We start from the raw sequence: 18,511 nt of genomic DNA on the forward strand, positions 1-18,511 counted from the left end.
ATCAAGGGATCTGGTATCTCGTTGCACGGGATAACGAGAAACTCAAGACCTTCTCTTTCACTAAGATAGAAAAATTGACCCAATTAAATACTCGTTTTGCCCAAGATCCTGAGATTGACAAGAAGCTGAAAGAAGAAGACGGTATTTGGCTAGGTGATAAGAAGAAGGAAATTGTTTTGAATATCTCTTACAAAATTGCCAGTTACTTTAAACGCCGGAAATTGATAGCCAATCAGATTATTGAAAAGGAACTAGAGGACGGTGGCCTAATCGTCTCGGCTAAAGTTGGTCATGTGAATCAAGTCCTGCCTATCGTACGCTACTGGATTCCGCACATCAGGATCATAAGTCCAGAGGGACTACAGGTTGATATGGAGAAAGATTTGCGTAATTATCTTGAGTTGTCTGTAAATTGTGCCTAAATAAAACCAGTTTTAAAAATACTATGTATACAATTTGTTACGGTCACAATATAGTAGAAATATATGTCCGAAGCAACTGAGCCTCTTCTCAATTTAGCAGGAATATTTGTTTTCCAAACCATAATTTCTCCCCCTTTTAGTACTTTGGGCATTGATAAAGATTCCGGGGTAGATCAATAACCTTCTTCCTGAATACCTACGTCTGATTCAAACAAAATTGATTCGATATGTGTTGTCAAAAATAATTAAGATGGGTCTTACATAGGTTAGATAATGGAGTGTGCAGGCTGAACAGTCTGGTCAATATATTACTCTCTGCTCTTGATTTTTCAGGCCATATTGATGGTTAATATACTTTGGAAGGTTCTTGTCCTTTGAATAAACCAAAATTGTCAACAAGGTGTTGTCTGTGCAGTTGTTTTTGAGTCGATAAAATTCACTGAACAACACACTAATCCGGAGAGACCTTTTTGTCTGTGGCTTGAGATCTTTCAAGGCGCTGATTTCAGCTAATATGGTCGTATATCTAGACCTAAAAGGAAAAAATTTTTTTCGATATGAGAAGCATGGCAATAATTATGATGCCACCGAGAATTTTCTCCATGGTTCTTGGCTTAAAGTATGATGCTCCCAGGTGAGAGCCTAATATTCCGCCAATTATGACAGAGAGGATTACCGGTAAGTAATATCGCATTTCAATGGCATTGTACTGGGTACGTGCCAGTATGCCGGATAAAGAATTGACCCAGATAAATGCAGCTCCGCAGGCAGCAGCCTCTTTCACTGTACCTAAGCCAAATATGATAATAAATGGGATTAAGAATATCCCGCCTCCCAGGCCTGTGACCAGCAAAAAAACCAAGCAAGGCCCCCAGGAAAAGTGAAAAAGCAGTCTTTTGAATTTTGCTGAATTGAAGCTGAATCGACGCAGTTTTAAAGAAATAGATTCTGATAGCGACCAGAGACAGACAAACAAGAAGAACTGCCCAGAACACTCTTTTGGGTAAAATCAGAGAGCCGCCAAGATACGAAAAAGGAACAGAGGCAACCAAAAAGGGCAGGAACAAAGATACTTTCAGATGATGATTTATAATATAGTTTATATTGCTGACAGAGGTCACGCAAAGATTGAGTGCCAGTGTGATAGTTGGAATCGCCAGATAGTTAACATTAAATATTGCCAGGATTGCAGTGTAGGAGGAACCGCCACCAAGTCCCACTGATGAATACAAGAAGGCTACGATAAAGAAAATTATCGATAATAGAAGTGGGGAAGGGGAGATACTTTCCATTAAAGTTAAGCAAAGGGCTAATCGCTTAAAAAGGCAGCCTTTATGTACTCTCTATTTAATCTGGCAATGTGCCGAATTGAGATGTTTTTAGGGCAAGCTGCTTCACATTCACGTTCATTGCTGCAATTACCAAAACCTAAAAGATCCATGGTGTTAAGCATATCAAGAGCTCTTTTGGCCCGTTCAGGTTGTCCTTGTGGAAGCAAGGCAAGTTGAGAGATCTTGGCACCAACAAAAAGCATGGCTGAGGCGTTAGGGCAGGAGGCAACACAGGCCCCGCAACCGATACAGGCAGAGGCATCTAAGGCTTGATCTGCTATCTTCTGGGAAATTGGTATGGCGTTGCCATCCTGGGCACCGCCGGTATTAACCGAAACATAGCCGCCAGAGGCGATAAGCGTGTCAAAAGCGCTTCTATCAACAACAAGATCTTTAACTACTTTGAAGGCTCGCGCTCTGAATGGTTCGATGACAATGGTATCACCATCGCTAAAATGCCGCATATGCAGCTGGCAGAGGGTTGTCGCATTTTTATGGCCGTGAGCATGGCCATTAACAACAGCACCACACATCCCACAAATCCCCTCACGACAGTCATGGTCAAAAGCAACGGGCTCTTGTCCGTCGAGGGTTAAGCGTTCATTAAGAACATCGATCATCTCTAAAAATGACATATCCGTAGAAACTGGGCCGGATTCGTATGAAACAAATCTGCCTTGTGCTTTAGAGTTTTCCTGGCGCCATATTTTAAGATGTAAATTAATTATGCTCATTTATAACTCCTTTGACTTGGAGTAACACTTTCAAAGTGCAGTTGCTCTTTGTGAAGTTCGGGTGTTTTATCTGCTGCATATTGCCAGACCGAGACATGGCTATAGTTTTCATCATCACGTTTTGCTTCATTTTCATCCGTCTGACTCTCTTCGCGAAGATGGCATCCACAAGACTCTTCACGTTTGAGGGCATCGAGTGCCATTAACTCAGCAAATTCAAGGAAATCTGCCACCCGACCTGCGCGTTCTAACGACTGGTTGAGGTTGTTTCCACTGCCGGGAACAGTGACATTTCTCCAGAAGTCAGCTCGGATTTCCGGGATTGTCTGCAAGGCATTTTTTAAACCGGCGTCGTTACGTGCCATACCGCACTGATTCCATAGAACAAGACCCAGTTCACGGTGAAAGGCATCAACCGTTTTTGTCCCCTTGATACTAAGAAGCCTTTGAGTGGTGTCTACTATAGAGGAGACACTCTCTTTAAAGGCGGTATGCGTTGTATCTATCTGAGCAGGGGAGCAGTCTGTAAGATAATTTGCAATGGTGGCTGGCAGAACAAAATAGCCATCAGCCAACCCCTGCATCAAGGCGCTGGCGCCTAAACGATTAGCGCCATGATCGGAAAAATTAGCTTCACCAAGTACAAATAAGCCTGGCAGATTACTCATCAGGTTATAATCAACCCAAAGACCTCCCATAGTGTAATGTACGGCAGGGAAGATCTGCATCGGTGTTGCTATTGGGTCGACACCGGTTATTTTTTCATACATAGAAAAAAGATTGCCATACTTTTTGAGAATAGTTGCCTTACCGTCACGCTTAATTGCATCATTAAAGTCAAGATAGACAGCAAGCCCTGTTTCACCAACTCCCTTACCTTGGTCACATTGTTCTTTAGCGTTTCTAGAGGCTACATCTCTAGGCACCAGGTTGCCAAAGCTCGGATATTTATCCTCAAGGTAATAATGGCGTTCTGAGTCGGGAATGTCAGCAGGGTTACGAGCATCATCAGGATTTCTGGGAACCCAGACTCGTCCGTCGTTGCGTAGGCTTTCGCTCATCAAGGTAAGTTTTGACTGATATTCTCCGTGAACAGGGATGCAGGTCGGATGAATTTGCACAAAACAGGGGTTGGCAAAACCGGCACCTCGTTTGTAGGCCCGCCAGGAAGCGGTTACATTCGAGGCCATAGCATTGGTTGAAAGAAAGTAGACATTGCCATATCCACCAGAGGCGAGAACAACAGCATCGGCGCTGTGGCAGTCAATTTCACCAGTAATAAGGTTACGACAGACAACACCTTTAGCATGTCCATTAATGACCACAATATCCATTATCTCTGTTCGAGGAATAATCGATACCTTGCCGGTACTGACCTGACGCATCAGTGAACTGTAAGCGCCTAGTAAAAGTTGCTGGCCGGTTTGGCCGCGTGCGTAAAACGTTCGAGAAACCTGGGCGCCGCCAAAAGATCGATTGGCGAGTTGGCCACCATATTCACGGGCAAAAGGGACTCCCTGGGCGACACATTGATCAATAATATTGTTACTTACCTGAGCAAGTCTGTAAACGTTTGCTTCTCGTGATCTGAAATCACCGCCTTTTATTGTGTCATAAAAAAGGCGGTGGACTGAGTCGCCATCGTTCTGGTAGTTTTTAGCAGCATTAATACCGCCTTGAGCTGCAATGCTGTGAGCGCGACGCGGACTATCCTGTATACAGAAAGTTTTAACATTATAACCGAGCTCTGCCAGGGTTGCAGATGCCGAGGCTCCAGCCAGCCCAGTTCCGACAACGATAATCGAGAACTTTCGTTTATTGGCAGGGTTAACCAGTTTGCTTGAGAAACGATGATTGTCCCATTTTTCAGATAAGGGGCCCGCTGGTATTTTGGCATTAAAATTCATGGATATTCCAATAATCTCTAGAGTAGAAAGCTTTTGAATAAGTATGTGAAAGCGGGAAAGGAACTATAGATGGCAGCGCCGATGACACTGATCACGATAGCCCCTTGTTGTAAGAAATTGTCATAGCGGGGGTGATTAATGCCCATAGTCTGAAATAAACTCCAAAAACCATGGCTGGTGTGCATACCAAGTGCAAAGACAGACGCAACATAATAAAAGCTGAGGAGGGGATTTTGTAAATTGTTGCGGACTATATCAGCAATAGAGATCGAATGATCTGTAAAGTGGAAGTTCATAAGATGAACAAAAATGAAAACGAATATAAATGCACCTGTATAGGGCATAGTTTTTGAGGCATAGGTGCTTCCACCACTAGAACGATCAACAGCATATCGTACGGGACGCGCCTTACGGTTTTCAAAAAAGAGCATCAAGGCATAATAAACGTGCAGTATGAAAACAATAAGTAGACCAAACTCAAAGAGGTGAATTAGGGATCCGAGGGAATGCAGATGCTCAGCGTAAGCAATAAATGACTCTCTGCCGAAAAACATAGAGATGTTGCCGGCCAAATGAGTCAGTAAAAAAAGGCCCAGCATCGCCCCTGTAAGTGACATGATAGCTTTTTTGCCAACAGATGAAGCAAAAAAATGAGTTATATTCATAGAAGGATACTCTGCTGTTAAAGAATAAAGGCAAAAACGTTTAAAAGGGATTGTGTTGATTGTCCAGCGTCTAGGTATTTATACTATTTATCAAAATTGTTGAAAAAGATCATTCCCTTTATTGTCACAGATAATAAAAGCGGGAAAGTTAACTATTTGTATTTTACGAATTGCCTCCATGCCCAGCTCTTCAAAGGCAATTGTCTCGACGGCAACGATGCTTTCCTTAGCTAAAATTGCCGCTGGTCCGCCTATTGAGCCTAGATAAAAACCGCCATGCTTTTGGCAGGCGGCAGTTACTGCTGATGAGCGGTTGCCTTTAGCAAGCATGATAAGTGAGCCGCCGGATGATTGAAAGCGATCAACATAGACATCCATTCGTCCTGCTGTTGTTGGTCCAAAGCTGCCTGACACCATGCCATCCGGTGTTTTTGCCGGTCCGGCATAGTAGATTGGATGGTTCTTAAAGTATTCTGGCATAGGCTTACCGCTATTTAACAAAGTATTTATCTTTGCATGAGCGATATCACGAGCCACAACCAGAGTTCCCCGCAAGTGGAGAAGTGTTCCGACAGGGTGTTTGTCGAGATCATTAAGTATCTCCGGCATTGGTCTGTCCAGATCTATCTCAATGGCTGGTTTGGTCGTGACTGAAAGCTTTTGCCTGTAAGCAGTAAGATCGTGTTCCAGTTGTTCTAAAAAGATGCCGTTACGCGTTATTTTTGCCTTTATGTTGCGGTCGGCACTACAACTTACCGCCAGACCAACAGGGTTCGAGGCGGCATGCCGGGGCAGCCGGATAACACGAACATCATGGGCAAGGTATTTACCTCCAAATTGAGCGCCAATGCCGGTATTCTTGGCAATTTCAAGGATTTTCTCTTCCCATTCAATGTCCCTATAGGCCCTGCCGGTAGAATCACCGGAAGTTGGCAAAGAGTCATAGTAATGAGTGGAGGCAAGTTTTACCGTTTTCAAGTTGCTTTCTGCTGACAAGCCTCCCACCACAAGGGCAATATGATATGGAGGGCAAGCAGCTGTCCCAAGAGTCGGCAGCTTTTCTTTACAAAAATCAACTAGGCTCTCTTCATTCAACAGTGATTTTGTTTCCTGGTACAGAAATGTCTTGTTGGCTGACCCTCCGCCTTTGGCAATGAATGTGAAGTTGTATTCATCGCCTGGTGTAGAGAAGATATCAATTTGCGCTGGAAGATTACAGTCAGTGTTAACCTCTTCAAACATCGAAAGGGCAGCCATTTGCGAATATCGCAGGTTTTCTCGGGTATATGTGTCGTAAACTCCATGTGACAGATATCTCTTGTCGTCTGCTGCAGTCCATACCTGTTCACCCTTGCTGGCGACAATAATGGCAGTCCCTGTATCCTGACAGCTTGGCAGAACTTCTCCAGAGGCCTCACAGGCGTTTTTAAGCAGGGTGGCTGCCACATAACGATCGTTGTCAGAGGCCTCGTTGTCCTCAACAATATGTACTAATTGATCGAGATGATTTTTCCGCAGGAAAAATGAAACATCTTTAAACGCCTCTCGGGCAAGGAGACGAAGCCCTTCCGGGGCGACCATGAGTATATCTCTATCACCATAACTGCAAACTTCAACATAATCTGTAGTCAGTAGTTTATAGATAGTGGTGTCTTTTCCAAGTTGAAATAATGGTGAGTAGTTAAATGACATCACAGCCTCCGTGATTTGTTTAAGTCAACATTTACAGATGAGGTGAATCTGCAAAAAAAGAGTGAGGGTTTCATCAATCTCCCCAGAAAGCGATAAGCAGTGCCCCGGCAAACATCATCAGTGCAGCGGGGCCACGAAATTTAAAGTGCTCTTCTTTGAACAGAAACCAGCCTAAAATGACAGTAAAAAGTATACTCGTTCTTTTCAGAGAGATCATGTAGGCCGCCTGAGTTCCCATAATTGCCAGGCAGTGAAATATAATATGCAGAAAAAATAGCGACCCAAGCCACTGCCCCAGTTTTTTATAACGACAGATAGTTGAAAATCTGACGTCAGTAAAAAGCAATATTCCACAAAGCATAGAGAGATTACAGATAAAAAAGAATGAAAATCCAAAAAAAAGTGGTGATGAGTTAATCATGGCTTTTTTACCAATCACCCCAGCAATGGAAAAAATAAAAGCCACTGCGAACATTAAACGCGAGCCTTTCTCTGAGAAAATTGCTGCAAGAGGCTTCCAATAACCTTTTTTTGCTTCGTTAAAATTTAAGAAATAGCTGCTGATCACTATCAATACAATTCCTATGAGGCCATAGGTGTTAATTTTCTCGTTTAAGATTAAGGCACCGGTAATGATTACAAACACAGGAGTAAAAGAGAGCAGGGGCACCGTTAAGGAGAGTGGCGCAATGGTTAACGCTGTTATGTAAAAAAAATAAGAGAGCCAATTTAAGGGAAGTGAAAGTCCGAAGTTCAGCCAGAATGTACTGTTCAGTTCTGGAATTTCGATAAAGAGCAGGGCAATGCAAAAGAAAGGGAGTGACCAGAAAAGCTCAATAGCAGCTATCTCCATTGCCTTATGATCTTTTGAAATTTTTTTTACCAAGACATCACGGCTGGCGACGGTTATGGCAGTTAATATGGATAGAAGAAACCAGTGCATTGATAAAATGTAGTTGTCGAATAAGAATTATTGGGTAACTATAGGTTAAACAGAAGAGAACTATACACCTCACTGCCATAAATTCATAAAGGAAGATTATGAGTGTTCGAAAAATTGTTTTAGCTGATGATCATGTGTTAATACGTCGTGGCTTAATAAAAATTATTGATGGCGATCCGACTCTTAAAGTTATTGGCGATGTAAATGATGGCTTGGAGCTCTTGAGTCTTTTGAAAAAAACGTGTCCGGATCTGATTTTACTTGATATTTCAATGCCCAACTTGAGGGGAATTGAGGCCATCAAAGAGGCAAAAAAACTTTGCCCCTCCGTCAAAATTCTTATCCTGACCATGCATAGCAGCCGTGATTTTCTCTGTGATACCTTCCGTAACGGTGCCAACGGCTATGCCCTAAAAGAAGATTCCGATGTCGAACTGCTTGCTGCTATTAACAAATGTCTTGCTGGACAGATCTATATCTCTTCCGTTCTCGCTGACGGTTTAACACCAGAGGAAATAGCAAATCTGGGCTCAGGAAAACAGGCTGTTGCGGAGGAAGAGGGGTTGACGACGCGAGAAAAACAGGTGCTTACATTGGTCGCTGAAGGTAAGAAAAGCAAAGATGTTGCCGACCTGTTATCAATCAGCATTCGAACTGTTGAGCACCATCGGGCCAATATAATGAAAAAAACTCAGATAAAAAATACTGCGGCACTTATCAAATATGCCATTCAGAAAGGGTATATCTTGGCTCAGGAGTAAGGCTGTAAAAAGTCTCGCACGATTTTCGATTGTCTCGTATTGATTCAACTATGACCACAAAACTTTTTAGCTGTGTACTCATCGGTGGTAAGAGTTCACGAATGGGTCAACCTAAACAGCTCATCCTGCAACAGGGTAAATCCTGGTTTGAAATAATTTATTCACAGTTGTCACCCGTATGTAAAAATATTATTGCTGCTGGTGCAGGTGATCTTCCGCCTGGCAGCTGGTCTCGAGTTGCTGATAAAAAAAACTGCAGAGGTCCATTATCCGGGATAATATCTGCAATGGAGAGTCAGCCTCAAGCTAATTGTATCGTTTGCTCCTGTGACCTTCCCTTTATTACTACCGATGCTGTCAGGTGGCTTGTTGAACAAAGCGACCCTTCAACTTGGGCTGTCATCCCCTCTTTAGGGGAAGGATTCCTTGAGCCCCTTTTTGCCTACTACGATTTTAGGATTCTGCCGTTTCTTAAAGATTTAGCTGAAAATAAAAACTACAGACTTTCAGACATTTCTGTGCACGAGAAGGCTAGAATTGTCCAGCCTCCAACTCACCTCCGCTTGGCATGGAAAAATTGTAACACGCTGGGGGATCTATCTGTTTGAGCTGTTGATCAATGATCAGTTGGGAACATATCATTGATGTGCAAAATAAAATTAAGTAATTGGTGGTTTTTACTGTTTTTAATGATTAAAAACTAGAAAAATATAGAAAAAATAACACGGAGAATATTATGAAGCGAATAGCACTAGTTTTTGTAGCATTATTAACATTAAACGCCTGCTCAAAAAACGATACTGAGCAAAAAGGGACGGTTTCACCACAGTCAACAAATGTACTTGCCTCAACAAATAACCCTCTTACTTCAAGCCAAGGCGCCAATCAAAAGACAAAAAGTGTGTACACTTCAATTACACCTGCTGAGACTCAACAGTTGATCAAACAACGAAAAGACCTTTTGATTGTTGATGTCAGATCCCCGGAAGAGTTGAAAGAAGGGAAGATAAAAGATTCACAGCTTCTGCCCTTTTGGAACATTATGAAAGGACAGCATCAACTGCCTCGTAATAGACCGTTACTCTTAGTTTGTGCCGTGGGGGGTCGAAGTTACGGCGCTATGCAGATTCTTTCCAGGCAGGGCTATCCTGAAATATATAATTTGAAAGGTGGAATTTCAGACTGGAAAAACGCTAGACTGCCAGTTATATACTAGTTGTCTGGCACTCAATCTTCTTTGACGGCAAGAAGTGGTTCCAGCCATGCTAACCGTATTACCGGCATCAAGGCCCCGATCATACAAACACCAACTCCAATTAAAAGAGCACCGCTGCTGAGAACAATGTTTTGATAGGTAAAAGCGGCAGTAGCACCAAGCTTGGTTAATAGATGGAAATTAGCGGCCAGATGGTTGATCAGATAATGGCCTATGGCTATGCCTGCCAATCCGCCGATGCCGCTTATCAGAGCAGCCTCAGTTAGAAACAGACGAATGATGTGAGATCGTTGTGCTCCGATTGCCCGAAGTATTCCTACTTCTCTGCGGCGTTCGTTGGTCATGGCTGTAAAGGTCGACCAGGCGAGCAGGATAGACAGTAACGCTGATATCATAATGGTGATTGAAAAAATCCGAATAATGTCATTTAAGGTTTGGCGGATTCCGCCACCAATGGAACCGCGTGTCATAATTCCTATTTTGGGGTTGATGGATTGAATTTTAACAGCAACATCTTCAGGGGTGAATCCCTCTTTTAATTTAAGGAAAATTATGGATATCATGCCTTCCTTGTAGCTGCCCTTTGCCTCATCAGATATGTTTTTTAAGTCTTCTAAGCGCATAAATATACCATGATCTAAGCCCGTATTGGTCTCTTCAAGATGACCAACAATGCTGACTCCAGTTCCAAAGAGTTTAGCCGTCTGTATAAGGCCTAAAAAATCATAAACATAGCTGCCGACTAAAACCTCACCCTCTTTAAGCGTAGGTGCATCTTGCATCCATGATTTTACTACGAAGTCTGATTCAGAGTTAAAGGCAATTACTTGTCCCTCATCTATACTGCAGCATTCAGATGACAGTGTGTTCAGGTAAACATGATAGGTGCCTTGCTCGATTTCTGGGAGATCAATAACTGATTCAAAAACAAAATCATCCATGTAAAATGTTTTTTCTTTACTCTCCAGGATAAACTCTTCAGCTATACCTATCGCCTCAGGCGGTACAAGAACTATGTCAGCGCCAAGTTTTTTTGCAGCTGCTTCTAAATCCTCTTCCACAGCTTTATCAAACAAAAGAGCAAAGACAAGCAGTGCCACAAGCATCGCGACAGCAAGAACGAGAACAAGATTCCGAAATAGTTTCCGGAAAACACTTTTTAAGGCAATTTGTGTAATTGAATAGGTAACAGCGCTCATAGTTTTAAGTATATGTGAAATTTAGAGTTAAAGAGAAAAAAAAATCCAGGACACTTAATAAAGTATCCTGGATTGGGCTAATTTTCAACGGATTGAATCCGTTTTGAAAACTACGATAATGAATTAATGATAAATTGCATCAAGGCCGCAAAGTACAGCGTGCTCTTCTATGCCTTCAGTCTGATGACAGGCTGAACATACAGAAATACTTTCACCGATGAATTTTTTAGCTGCTACATCATAAAGCTTCAAAGTGCCGTCCATGATATACTCATCCGGACCAGGTTTTTCTGGATCTTGACAATTTGGAAGTAGTGCTTTTGATCGAGCTGTTGCAATGACGTATTTTCCATCAGGAGTGAACATTGCGTCATGATTTTCTTCAAGTTTACCCATTGGCTCATGATCGATAACCTCAAGGGTGTTTGCATCAATCAATAGCATTGCGTTACCAGCTGAATTGGCGATCATAGAACCATCAGGGGAGTAGTACTGACGAAAGCTGACGAATGTGCCTGTTCCTGTAGCCAAACCTTTTTTGTTAACTTTTACTTCACCCTTAAGGGCCTTGTCCATGTCGAGTTCTAACAAATGCATTTTGCCGACGGTTTTACCATGGTCGGTGTCCGACTCATTAATAGTGATAAGAAGTTTTTTGAAATCAGGAGAGTTGGTACCGTGGTAGAACTTATAAGGCTTACCGATATCACCCTCAGTGCCCTCGAGCATGATTCTTTGTACACGTTTAAGATCAGATTTCTGGAAAACGTCAATATATCCTTTGTTTGCCATTGAAATCGGTAAGAAATAGTCTTTAGATTGCGCTGATGCACAGTAAAGCGAGCCAGTTTTAGTTGCCTCTATAGGGAGATCAACAAGAACGTCTCGAGTTGTTTCACCTGTTGAGAGATCAGTAGATCCGACATGAGCAACTTGTACATTGGCGAACTGTGCACTTTTATCTATCGCGTAGGTGGACCAGTACATTGTGTTTGCATCGTTTGAATCAATTCGTGCATCATGAAGTGGATGTGTTGGACGAGATCCGACTTCAATCATGGTGAGCTTTTTGAGACGCATAGGGGTATCTGCGCGTGATGTGTCAATTGAAACTTCAGCTTTGGCAAAGTGGCCGCCCATACCCGCAACATAATAAGTAGCTTCGTATTTTTCTGCAAACGCACTAGAACTGACTCCCATCAATCCTAATGTAACTGTTCCCGCAACAACTGTACTCATTAATGCTTTCTTTGAGATTTTCATACTTCCCTCCTGAAACAATTAATAATTGGACCTAAGCCCTCTCTTCCCATTTTCGAAAATAGACTATTTAAAAAAACAGTCTGTTTTCATAAAACCACACCAAAATAACTGCCATAAGGCCTTAGTTTAATGTTTTTTAAAACAGTAGAATTAACTACCATTAATCCTAAAGTGACCGTTGCCGCACAAACTGTATTGCATAAAGTAGTCTAAAAAAATCTAACAATTTGGCTCAGTTTGATGAAATCGAAACCATAGTACCACACTGTGGCACGTTTGCAACATCTTTTTTGTTTTTTTTTTAGAATAAAAAAATGAGCTTAAAATCATTGATAGCGGGGTGTAAGTGGAAATATTAAAATGCTTGATTAAAAGATTAATTCAAGTTTAAATCATTTCTCTCATTAGTTTATAGCCCAAAAAGAAAAGAATACAACAATAAACTGTTATTTTTTATTATATCTAAAAGGTTACTTAAATGCTTATCGATTGTAAAAATGTGACTAAGCGATATCTTTCTGACGGGAAAGAGTTGATTGCTGTTGACGATGCCACTTTTATCGTAGATCGTGGTGAATTCGTGGTTATCTTAGGCCATTCCGGTTCGGGAAAGACAACATTGCTCAGCCTGATTGGTGGCTTAACGGCTCCGGACAATGGTGATATCATTATTAATGGTATTCATAACTGGCAACAGTCTGATAAGGATTTATCGCAAATGAGAAATGAGACTATCGGTTTCATTTTTCAATTTGCGAGTTTGATCCCGACCTTAACGGTGATTGAAAATATGTTACTGCCGTTAACTTTCGGAAGAGGTAGCTCGGTCAGTATGAAAGAGGCTGAATCACTTTTGGATAAAATTGGCTTGCTGAATAAAAAAAATGTTTTTCCATCACAGTTGTCCGGTGGCCAGCAGAGACGCGTCGCTATCGCTCGTGCCTTCATGAATAATCCAGCAATTATTCTTGCTGATGAACCAACGGGTGATCTTGACGAAGAGACTGAGAAAGATATTTTATCGCTTTTCAGGGAATATAATGAAAAGGGCACAACATTTATAGTTGTAACCCATAACAAAGAGCTGGGGATGACTCAGGTAAATCCACGTGTGCTGACAATGGTTAACGGCGCGGTTACAGAGGCAGTTCTTAATGCTGAGGTTGAATAATATAATGTTGTGTTATTTGCCTGAAAAAGGCCGTGTTATCAGTGCCAGGGCGCGTGTTATTCTGTTAGTTAGTTTTGTCTTGCTGGTAATTACAGGATGTGATTCACGCAAAGAAGAGCTTCTTGAATTTGGAGGGAGCGCTCCAGATTTTGCCACAGTTGATATGAGTGGCAATGCGCTTAAGTTGTCGGCTATGCAGGGTTCTCCCGTTATTCTTCGCTTTTTTGTGCCAAACTGCAAATATTGTCGAGCTGACACAAAAATTTTCAATGAGTATTATGGAAAATACTCCAGTAAAGGCCTAAATATTATCTATATCAACACGGATCCCAATCCTGAAGAGGCCCGCAAATTTGTAAAGGATCTGGGGATAATTTTCCCGGTCATACTTGACCATGACAAAACCATTGCCCGTTTATATCGAGTCAAGACAGTGCCTCAGACAATTGTTCTTGACCCGAAACACACAATTATTGGAGCAATCCTTGGTGGCGTCTCCGAGGCTGAGCTTGACGCCTTACTTCTACAATATATTAACCCCTAACCAGTGAAAATTTGTTTATGAGAGTTCGATCATCTTTGATTTACTACTGCATTAGTATCGTTATTCTTTGTCTGCCTAAGCTATCAACAGCGAACTCTTTAGAGTCTGAAGTTCAATCTGATACCCGCTGCACCGTCTGCGGTATGTTTGTAGCAAAATACCCTGCCTGGATCAGCAAAATAGCTCATAAGAACGGGGATCATGAATATTTTGATGGTGTAAAGGACATGCTGGTTTACTACTTTGATCCCCTGAAATTTGGTTCAACAAAGGAAAACCCTGTCACTAAGATGATCGTTAAGGATTATTATTCTCTGGAGGCTATTGATGCTAAAACTGCCTTCTATGTGCTTGGCAGTGATGTTTACGGGCCGATGGGACATGAGTTTATCCCTTTTTCTTCGCTCGAAGCGGCTGAAGCTTTCAAAAAAGATCATCATGGTCAAGAGATAGTTACTTTTGGGGAGATTACCTCAAAACGTGTTGAATCAATGCGCTCTGGCCATACTATGAAGTAACGAATGCGACCCTCAACTCTTTTTTTTTCGATATGTATCTTATTTTTAGCGACTAACGTAGCATCAGTTCTGATTGCCCATCAATTATATACTTCTCAGCAAAAAGACGTGCAGCTTTCACTGGTTGTGTCGACATTTCATCTTACCGACCCGTGTATCTCAACTGAAGCTCGCTACACACGACATCCATCTGTCTCAGATACAGTTGTACCTGTTATGGATCACCCTGGTGCCATTGAACATTTTCCTACCGGTTCCTTTTGGGCACCCCCGCATAAATGGCCTAATCTCTAAGAGATGAATGGGATAGAATAAATGATAGAAAAACATCTCAATATAATCGACTATTCTTTGTCTTCAGTGTGGCGGAAAAAAGTCAAAACGCTCGGCGTAATGGCTGTTTTTTCTGTAGTGATTTTTCTGATTGCCTCGTTCCATATGACTACCAAAGCATTAACGGATATGGCGGTTACAAGGCTGGAATTTGCGCCCGAAATTACTATTCAAAAAATGACAGGTGGTCGGCAGGAGTCGATTCCTCTGAGTTATGCCCAAAAATTAAAGAAAATCTTTGGAATACGTAAGATTATTCCACGTGTATGGGGCTATCATTTTGACGAGTCGAACGGCGCTAATTACACCATTTTAGGTGTACCTTTTGATGATAGTCCTAGCTATTCACAACTTCCAATAACCCTTCAGGAAGGGGTTTTACCACGGATGGGAGAGGTTTTATTGGGGCAGGGTGTGGTTGAGGCAATGCAGCTTGGAAATAGGCGGATCTTTTCACTCTTCAAACCTGATCTCAGTTTACAGGCTTTTCCTGTTTCAGGTGTGTTCAGTCCTGATACTGACCTCTTCACCTTCGATACAATCGCGATGCATATTGAGGATAGCCGGGCACTTTTTGAAATTTCACCAGAGTTAGCAAGTGATCTTTGTGTTTACGTTGCCAACACGAATGAAGTCGAAACAATTGCCAAAAAGATAGCAGAGGCCTTGCCCGATACCCGTGTGGTTACCCGACAACAGATTAAAAAAACATATCAAGCTGTATTCGGCTGGCGAAGCGGATTTGCTTCTGTCTGTATACTTTCAGCATTAGCGGCCTTTATTATATTAGCCTGGGATAAGGCCTCAGGGCTTTCCCCTGAAGAGAAAAAAGAGATTGCCATTTTAAAGGTTATTGGCTGGCAAACGGCGGATATTTTAACGCTGCGCTTTTGGGAGGCAGTAACAGTCTCGTCAATGTCGTTCCTGATTGGTTTTACCTGTGCCTATATTCATGTCAGCTTCTTTGCGGCAGTACTGTTTCGGCCTGTACTTGTCGGTTGGTCCGTCATCTCACCGACACTACACCTGGTTCCGGAACTGGCAATGCCGGAAATTTTGTTAATCTTTTCCTTTACGGTCATACCATATATGGCAGCAACAGTTATTCCCTCATGGCGCTGCGCTGTTATCCCACCCGATGCTGCTATTAATTAGATCCTTTACGTCAATAGGCCTACTATATGTCACTAAACATATAACTACTTGCAAAGTTGCTTCAGCAAACACCACTCCAAAGGATCTATACCCGAAGGGTATTTGGAGCTTTTTTACGTCAATAGGCCTACTATATGTCACTAAACATATAACTACTTGCAAAGTTGCTTCAGCAAACACCACCCCAAAGGATCTATACCCGAAGCACCGAAAATAAGCGAAAATAAGAAGCGAAAATAAGAGCGAAAATAAGGGACAGACCCCGGTTTTTAATTGGGGTCTGTCCCCTAAATCCTGCCTAAACCCCTGGTCCCCTAAATCCCTGCCCTAAATCCCGTCCCTAAATCCTCCCTTCTTGCTGTCCCTCTCAAACGCCTGGTTCGGCGTTACCGACGGATGATTTTAAACTCGATAAATAAATTCTAGAGCGGTGGGGCGGCTATGCATAAGCCAGTTTGCCCCGAGGCTCTGGTATATGCCGGCCAAGCTCTTGCGCTGTTTCAATCCATTCCTGGATAACTACCTCGGCATTTGCCACAGCTATTTGATATGTACGCCCATCAGCCATACAACCAGGCAGTTCAGGCACTTCCACCACAAAAGCTTCGTCCTGATCGCTCCAATAAATGATCATCTCATATCTAGCGTCCATATTATTCTCCAGTATTCATACTATAACGGATGATAATGTCTCTGACTTGTTTTACCTGATACGCTTTCGCTTTTCCACCTTTCGGTTGGATATTGAGGATTTCTTCCACCCCATCCTTCGTGAAAATATGATGATCGCCTCTGATCCTATCGGAGAATCCAAGACTATTCAATAGGCTACATAGCGTTGTAAAAGAGACATTGGAATCCCCCTTTCGCATCAAGATATGTTCAAGAAGCTTTTTGAGTTTTGCCATTCAGCCCTCCCAGATAAACTCCATGCGAAATAACATGTTGTATGGCAATTCCACCGGTTGATATGGAAAAGGCAGGGAATGGTGCCCCTGCCTTTTGGTTTACTATTTCTTTTATCTTCTGATTCTGGAGCCTACAAGCCCAGCCAAGCCTGTACAAAAGATGAGCATGGTAGCAGGCTTAGGGACAGTGGAGGCCCCTGTATACAAAGAGTTTATTTCTGCTGAGGATAATGCACGGTCATATAGATATACGTCATCTATCGACCCTGAAAAATAATTATAAATAGCTCCATTTGCTCCCATGCCAGCTCCAATTACCAATGGGTTACTTGTATTCTGAACGGTTGAACCGGCAGGAGCATTACCCGTTCCATAATACTGACCATTTACGTATAAATCTGTGTAATAATTTTCGTTAAAGGTCATGGTTACGTTGATCCACTGATCAAACCCATTAATGTAATAAAATGGTGCAGTAGAGCCGTTTCCATTTATTCGGGTCCAACCTCTCAGTTGGTTCTCATCTGTAAGTTGATCGGCATACATCGCATAACCTTCCTGCGAAAGAGAGTCAGATCGGTATTTGCCAACAATTCCATTATTAGGGTCACCCTTGTCAGAGGTTAATTGAAACCAAGCACTGACAGTGCCGACATTAGTTAATTCCAGGAGATCGTTATCCTGCACGCGAATATAATCATTGCCATCAAAGTTATATGCACTATTGGAATTGCCGTCTCTGGGGTCTTGAAAAATCATTTACTCATATTTCAAGACCCCAGAGATCTCCTGCTCATGGCTGATTTTTTTCCGCTGGTTACATTATGACATTTTTTAGCAGGCTAAAATGATTATCGAGTGAATATATTTCGCACTGATTTTGTTTAGCATTTTGAGCTATTATCAAGTCAGGAATACCAACACCATTAATGCCGTTTTTTAAACATTTATACTGAAATTCTGAAATTTGCTCCCAGTTTATATTCAAATTCAACTTACTGATATGGTTTAGTAATTCAATGATTCTACGTTGATTCCTAATTCTTAAAAATGGGACCAATTCAGAGAGAATCAGGTCGTTTACAAGAACTAGATTTTCATCTATTAAAGAGTCTAATTTATCGAAATCATTACCATTCCTGAAGTATTCAATCCATACTGATGTGTCGACTAAAACCGACATTAGCGGCACCGTAGAGTGTTGAGGTCAATGTCGAGATCGACTTTCCCTTTAAATTTTTTCAATTCTGTTATTTTTGTTTTTCGAATTAATTCCTCAAGCGCGGTAACAATGACTTTCGTTTTTGTTTGAATATGGGTCGTTTTCATAGCCTCATTCAATAAATCTTCTGGTAAATCAAGTGTAGTTCTCATAAGTCACCTCCATATGCATGATTCTAATGTTTTATGCATACAAAGTCAATTGGGGGCCGAGGAGAAAAAGGGATGAGAAAAAGGGATGACTCTAATTAATTTACACAGCTTGGTAGCAAAAGAAACGTGGTCTGTCCCCGAATGTTCTCTATTTAGCTCATCTTCTACAGTTTCAAAAAAATTGTTCTATGATTTCAATATAATACAAGAATATTGGGTAACTTCTCCAAAAATGGTGGTAAAACTCCTGGATCCCCGATAACGACATTCGGGGATGACGACCGTAAACCATCGTAATTTCGTCATTCCGGCATGTTCTTGGCCGGAATCCAGAAGATAAACAAAGCAATCTGCCTCCACTTTTGGAGAAGTTAC

At 41.9% G+C, this 18,511-nt stretch carries 20 protein-coding genes and 1 pseudogene; 8 read left to right on the forward strand and 13 right to left on the reverse strand.

All coding sequences use genetic code 11. The annotated features are described in order from the left end of the window. Window positions 1-422, forward strand: a 422-nt coding sequence (locus HQK80_10020) for a WYL domain-containing protein (GenBank protein MBF0222545.1), incomplete at its 5' end; no start/stop codon positions are given. Window positions 423-1,117: 695 nt separating this feature from the next. Here the strand turns inward: HQK80_10020 and HQK80_10025 are convergent. The 6 genes from HQK80_10025 to HQK80_10050 form a co-directional block, all read right to left on the reverse strand. Beyond that, a complete protein-coding gene (locus tag HQK80_10025; GenBank protein ID MBF0222546.1) occupies window positions 1,118-1,714 on the reverse strand; it encodes a TSUP family transporter in 597 nt (198 codons plus the stop codon). Window positions 1,715-1,731: 17 nt separating this feature from the next. After that, on the reverse strand, window positions 1,732-2,487 hold the full coding sequence (locus HQK80_10030; GenBank protein ID MBF0222547.1) for a succinate dehydrogenase/fumarate reductase iron-sulfur subunit: 756 nt from the start codon (window positions 2,485-2,487) through the stop codon (window positions 1,732-1,734). Then, window positions 2,484-4,394: a fumarate reductase/succinate dehydrogenase flavoprotein subunit gene (locus HQK80_10035; protein ID MBF0222548.1), complete on the reverse strand. Its 1,911-nt coding sequence runs from the start codon at window positions 4,392-4,394 to the stop codon at window positions 2,484-2,486. The genes HQK80_10030 and HQK80_10035 overlap by 4 nt, the downstream gene beginning before the upstream one ends. A 17-nt stretch (window positions 4,395-4,411) precedes the next feature. Beyond that, complete coding sequence (locus HQK80_10040) at window positions 4,412-5,059, reverse strand: succinate dehydrogenase cytochrome b subunit (protein ID MBF0222549.1); 648 nt, start codon at window positions 5,057-5,059, stop codon at window positions 4,412-4,414. 90 nt (window positions 5,060-5,149) lie between these two features. Beyond that, window positions 5,150-6,751 (reverse strand): fumarate hydratase, encoded by a 1,602-nt coding sequence (locus HQK80_10045; protein MBF0222550.1) that lies wholly within the window; start codon window positions 6,749-6,751, stop codon window positions 5,150-5,152. Between the two features lie 73 nt (window positions 6,752-6,824). Then, complete coding sequence (locus HQK80_10050; GenBank protein ID MBF0222551.1) at window positions 6,825-7,694, reverse strand: DMT family transporter; 870 nt, start codon at window positions 7,692-7,694, stop codon at window positions 6,825-6,827. A gap of 98 nt (window positions 7,695-7,792) precedes the next feature. Between HQK80_10050 and HQK80_10055 the strand changes: the two genes are divergently transcribed. The 3 genes from HQK80_10055 to HQK80_10065 all read left to right on the forward strand — a co-directional run bounded on the left by HQK80_10055 (window position 7,793) and on the right by HQK80_10065 (window position 9,671). Next, on the forward strand, window positions 7,793-8,455 hold the full coding sequence (locus HQK80_10055; GenBank protein ID MBF0222552.1) for a response regulator transcription factor: 663 nt from the start codon (window positions 7,793-7,795) through the stop codon (window positions 8,453-8,455). Window positions 8,456-8,505: 50 nt separating this feature from the next. Beyond that, entirely contained in the window at window positions 8,506-9,063 is a 558-nt protein-coding gene (locus tag HQK80_10060) for a molybdenum cofactor guanylyltransferase (GenBank protein MBF0222553.1), read from the forward strand. Between the two features lie 128 nt (window positions 9,064-9,191). Next, window positions 9,192-9,671: a rhodanese-like domain-containing protein gene (locus HQK80_10065; protein MBF0222554.1), complete on the forward strand. Its 480-nt coding sequence runs from the start codon at window positions 9,192-9,194 to the stop codon at window positions 9,669-9,671. 11 nt (window positions 9,672-9,682) lie between these two features. Here HQK80_10065 and HQK80_10070 read toward each other — a convergent pair whose 3' ends face one another. Then, window positions 9,683-10,870 carry an FtsX-like permease family protein gene (locus tag HQK80_10070; protein ID MBF0222555.1) on the reverse strand — a complete coding sequence of 396 codons (1,188 nt, stop codon included), beginning with the start codon at window positions 10,868-10,870 and terminating at the stop codon, window positions 9,683-9,685. Window positions 10,871-10,993: 123 nt separating this feature from the next. Continuing rightward, the gene (locus HQK80_10075) at window positions 10,994-12,133 is read right to left on the reverse strand and encodes a hypothetical protein (protein MBF0222556.1); all 1,140 of its coding nucleotides are present in this window, start codon (window positions 12,131-12,133) and stop codon (window positions 10,994-10,996) included. A 532-nt stretch (window positions 12,134-12,665) separates the two neighbouring features. On the opposite strand from HQK80_10075, the gene HQK80_10080 reads away from it, so the two are divergent. The 4 genes and pseudogenes from HQK80_10080 to HQK80_10095 all read left to right on the forward strand — a co-directional run bounded on the left by HQK80_10080 (window position 12,666) and on the right by HQK80_10095 (window position 15,854). Then, on the forward strand, window positions 12,666-13,304 hold the full coding sequence (locus HQK80_10080; GenBank protein MBF0222557.1) for an ABC transporter ATP-binding protein: 639 nt from the start codon (window positions 12,666-12,668) through the stop codon (window positions 13,302-13,304). A 16-nt stretch (window positions 13,305-13,320) separates the two neighbouring features. After that, the gene (locus HQK80_10085) at window positions 13,321-13,848 is read left to right on the forward strand and encodes a TlpA family protein disulfide reductase (protein MBF0222558.1); all 528 of its coding nucleotides are present in this window, start codon (window positions 13,321-13,323) and stop codon (window positions 13,846-13,848) included. Between the two features lie 17 nt (window positions 13,849-13,865). Next, window positions 13,866-14,366: a nitrous oxide reductase accessory protein NosL gene (locus HQK80_10090; protein ID MBF0222559.1), complete on the forward strand. Its 501-nt coding sequence runs from the start codon at window positions 13,866-13,868 to the stop codon at window positions 14,364-14,366. Window positions 14,367-14,672: 306 nt separating this feature from the next. Next, window positions 14,673-15,854 (forward strand): annotated as a pseudogene (locus tag HQK80_10095) (FtsX-like permease family protein). A gap of 439 nt (window positions 15,855-16,293) precedes the next feature. Here the strand turns inward: HQK80_10095 and HQK80_10100 are convergent. The 5 genes from HQK80_10100 to HQK80_10120 form a co-directional block, all read right to left on the reverse strand. Then, window positions 16,294-16,506 carry a type II toxin-antitoxin system HicB family antitoxin gene (locus HQK80_10100; protein ID MBF0222560.1) on the reverse strand — a complete coding sequence of 71 codons (213 nt, stop codon included), beginning with the start codon at window positions 16,504-16,506 and terminating at the stop codon, window positions 16,294-16,296. A 1-nt stretch (window position 16,507) separates the two neighbouring features. Further along, window positions 16,508-16,762 carry a type II toxin-antitoxin system HicA family toxin gene (locus tag HQK80_10105; GenBank protein ID MBF0222561.1) on the reverse strand — a complete coding sequence of 85 codons (255 nt, stop codon included), beginning with the start codon at window positions 16,760-16,762 and terminating at the stop codon, window positions 16,508-16,510. Window positions 16,763-16,873: 111 nt separating this feature from the next. Continuing rightward, window positions 16,874-17,521, reverse strand: coding sequence for a hypothetical protein (locus tag HQK80_10110; protein MBF0222562.1), 648 nt, complete (start codon window positions 17,519-17,521; stop codon window positions 16,874-16,876). 58 nt (window positions 17,522-17,579) lie between these two features. Next, window positions 17,580-17,945 (reverse strand): PIN domain-containing protein, encoded by a 366-nt coding sequence (locus HQK80_10115; protein ID MBF0222563.1) that lies wholly within the window; start codon window positions 17,943-17,945, stop codon window positions 17,580-17,582. Continuing rightward, window positions 17,945-18,136: a type II toxin-antitoxin system VapB family antitoxin gene (locus HQK80_10120; GenBank protein ID MBF0222564.1), complete on the reverse strand. Its 192-nt coding sequence runs from the start codon at window positions 18,134-18,136 to the stop codon at window positions 17,945-17,947. Before HQK80_10120 ends, HQK80_10115 begins: the two co-directional genes overlap by 1 nt. Window positions 18,137-18,511: the final 375 nt, after the last annotated feature.

Source organism: Desulfobulbaceae bacterium (assembly GCA_015231515.1).
Taxonomy (GTDB): domain Bacteria; phylum Desulfobacterota; class Desulfobulbia; order Desulfobulbales; family VMSU01; genus JADGBM01.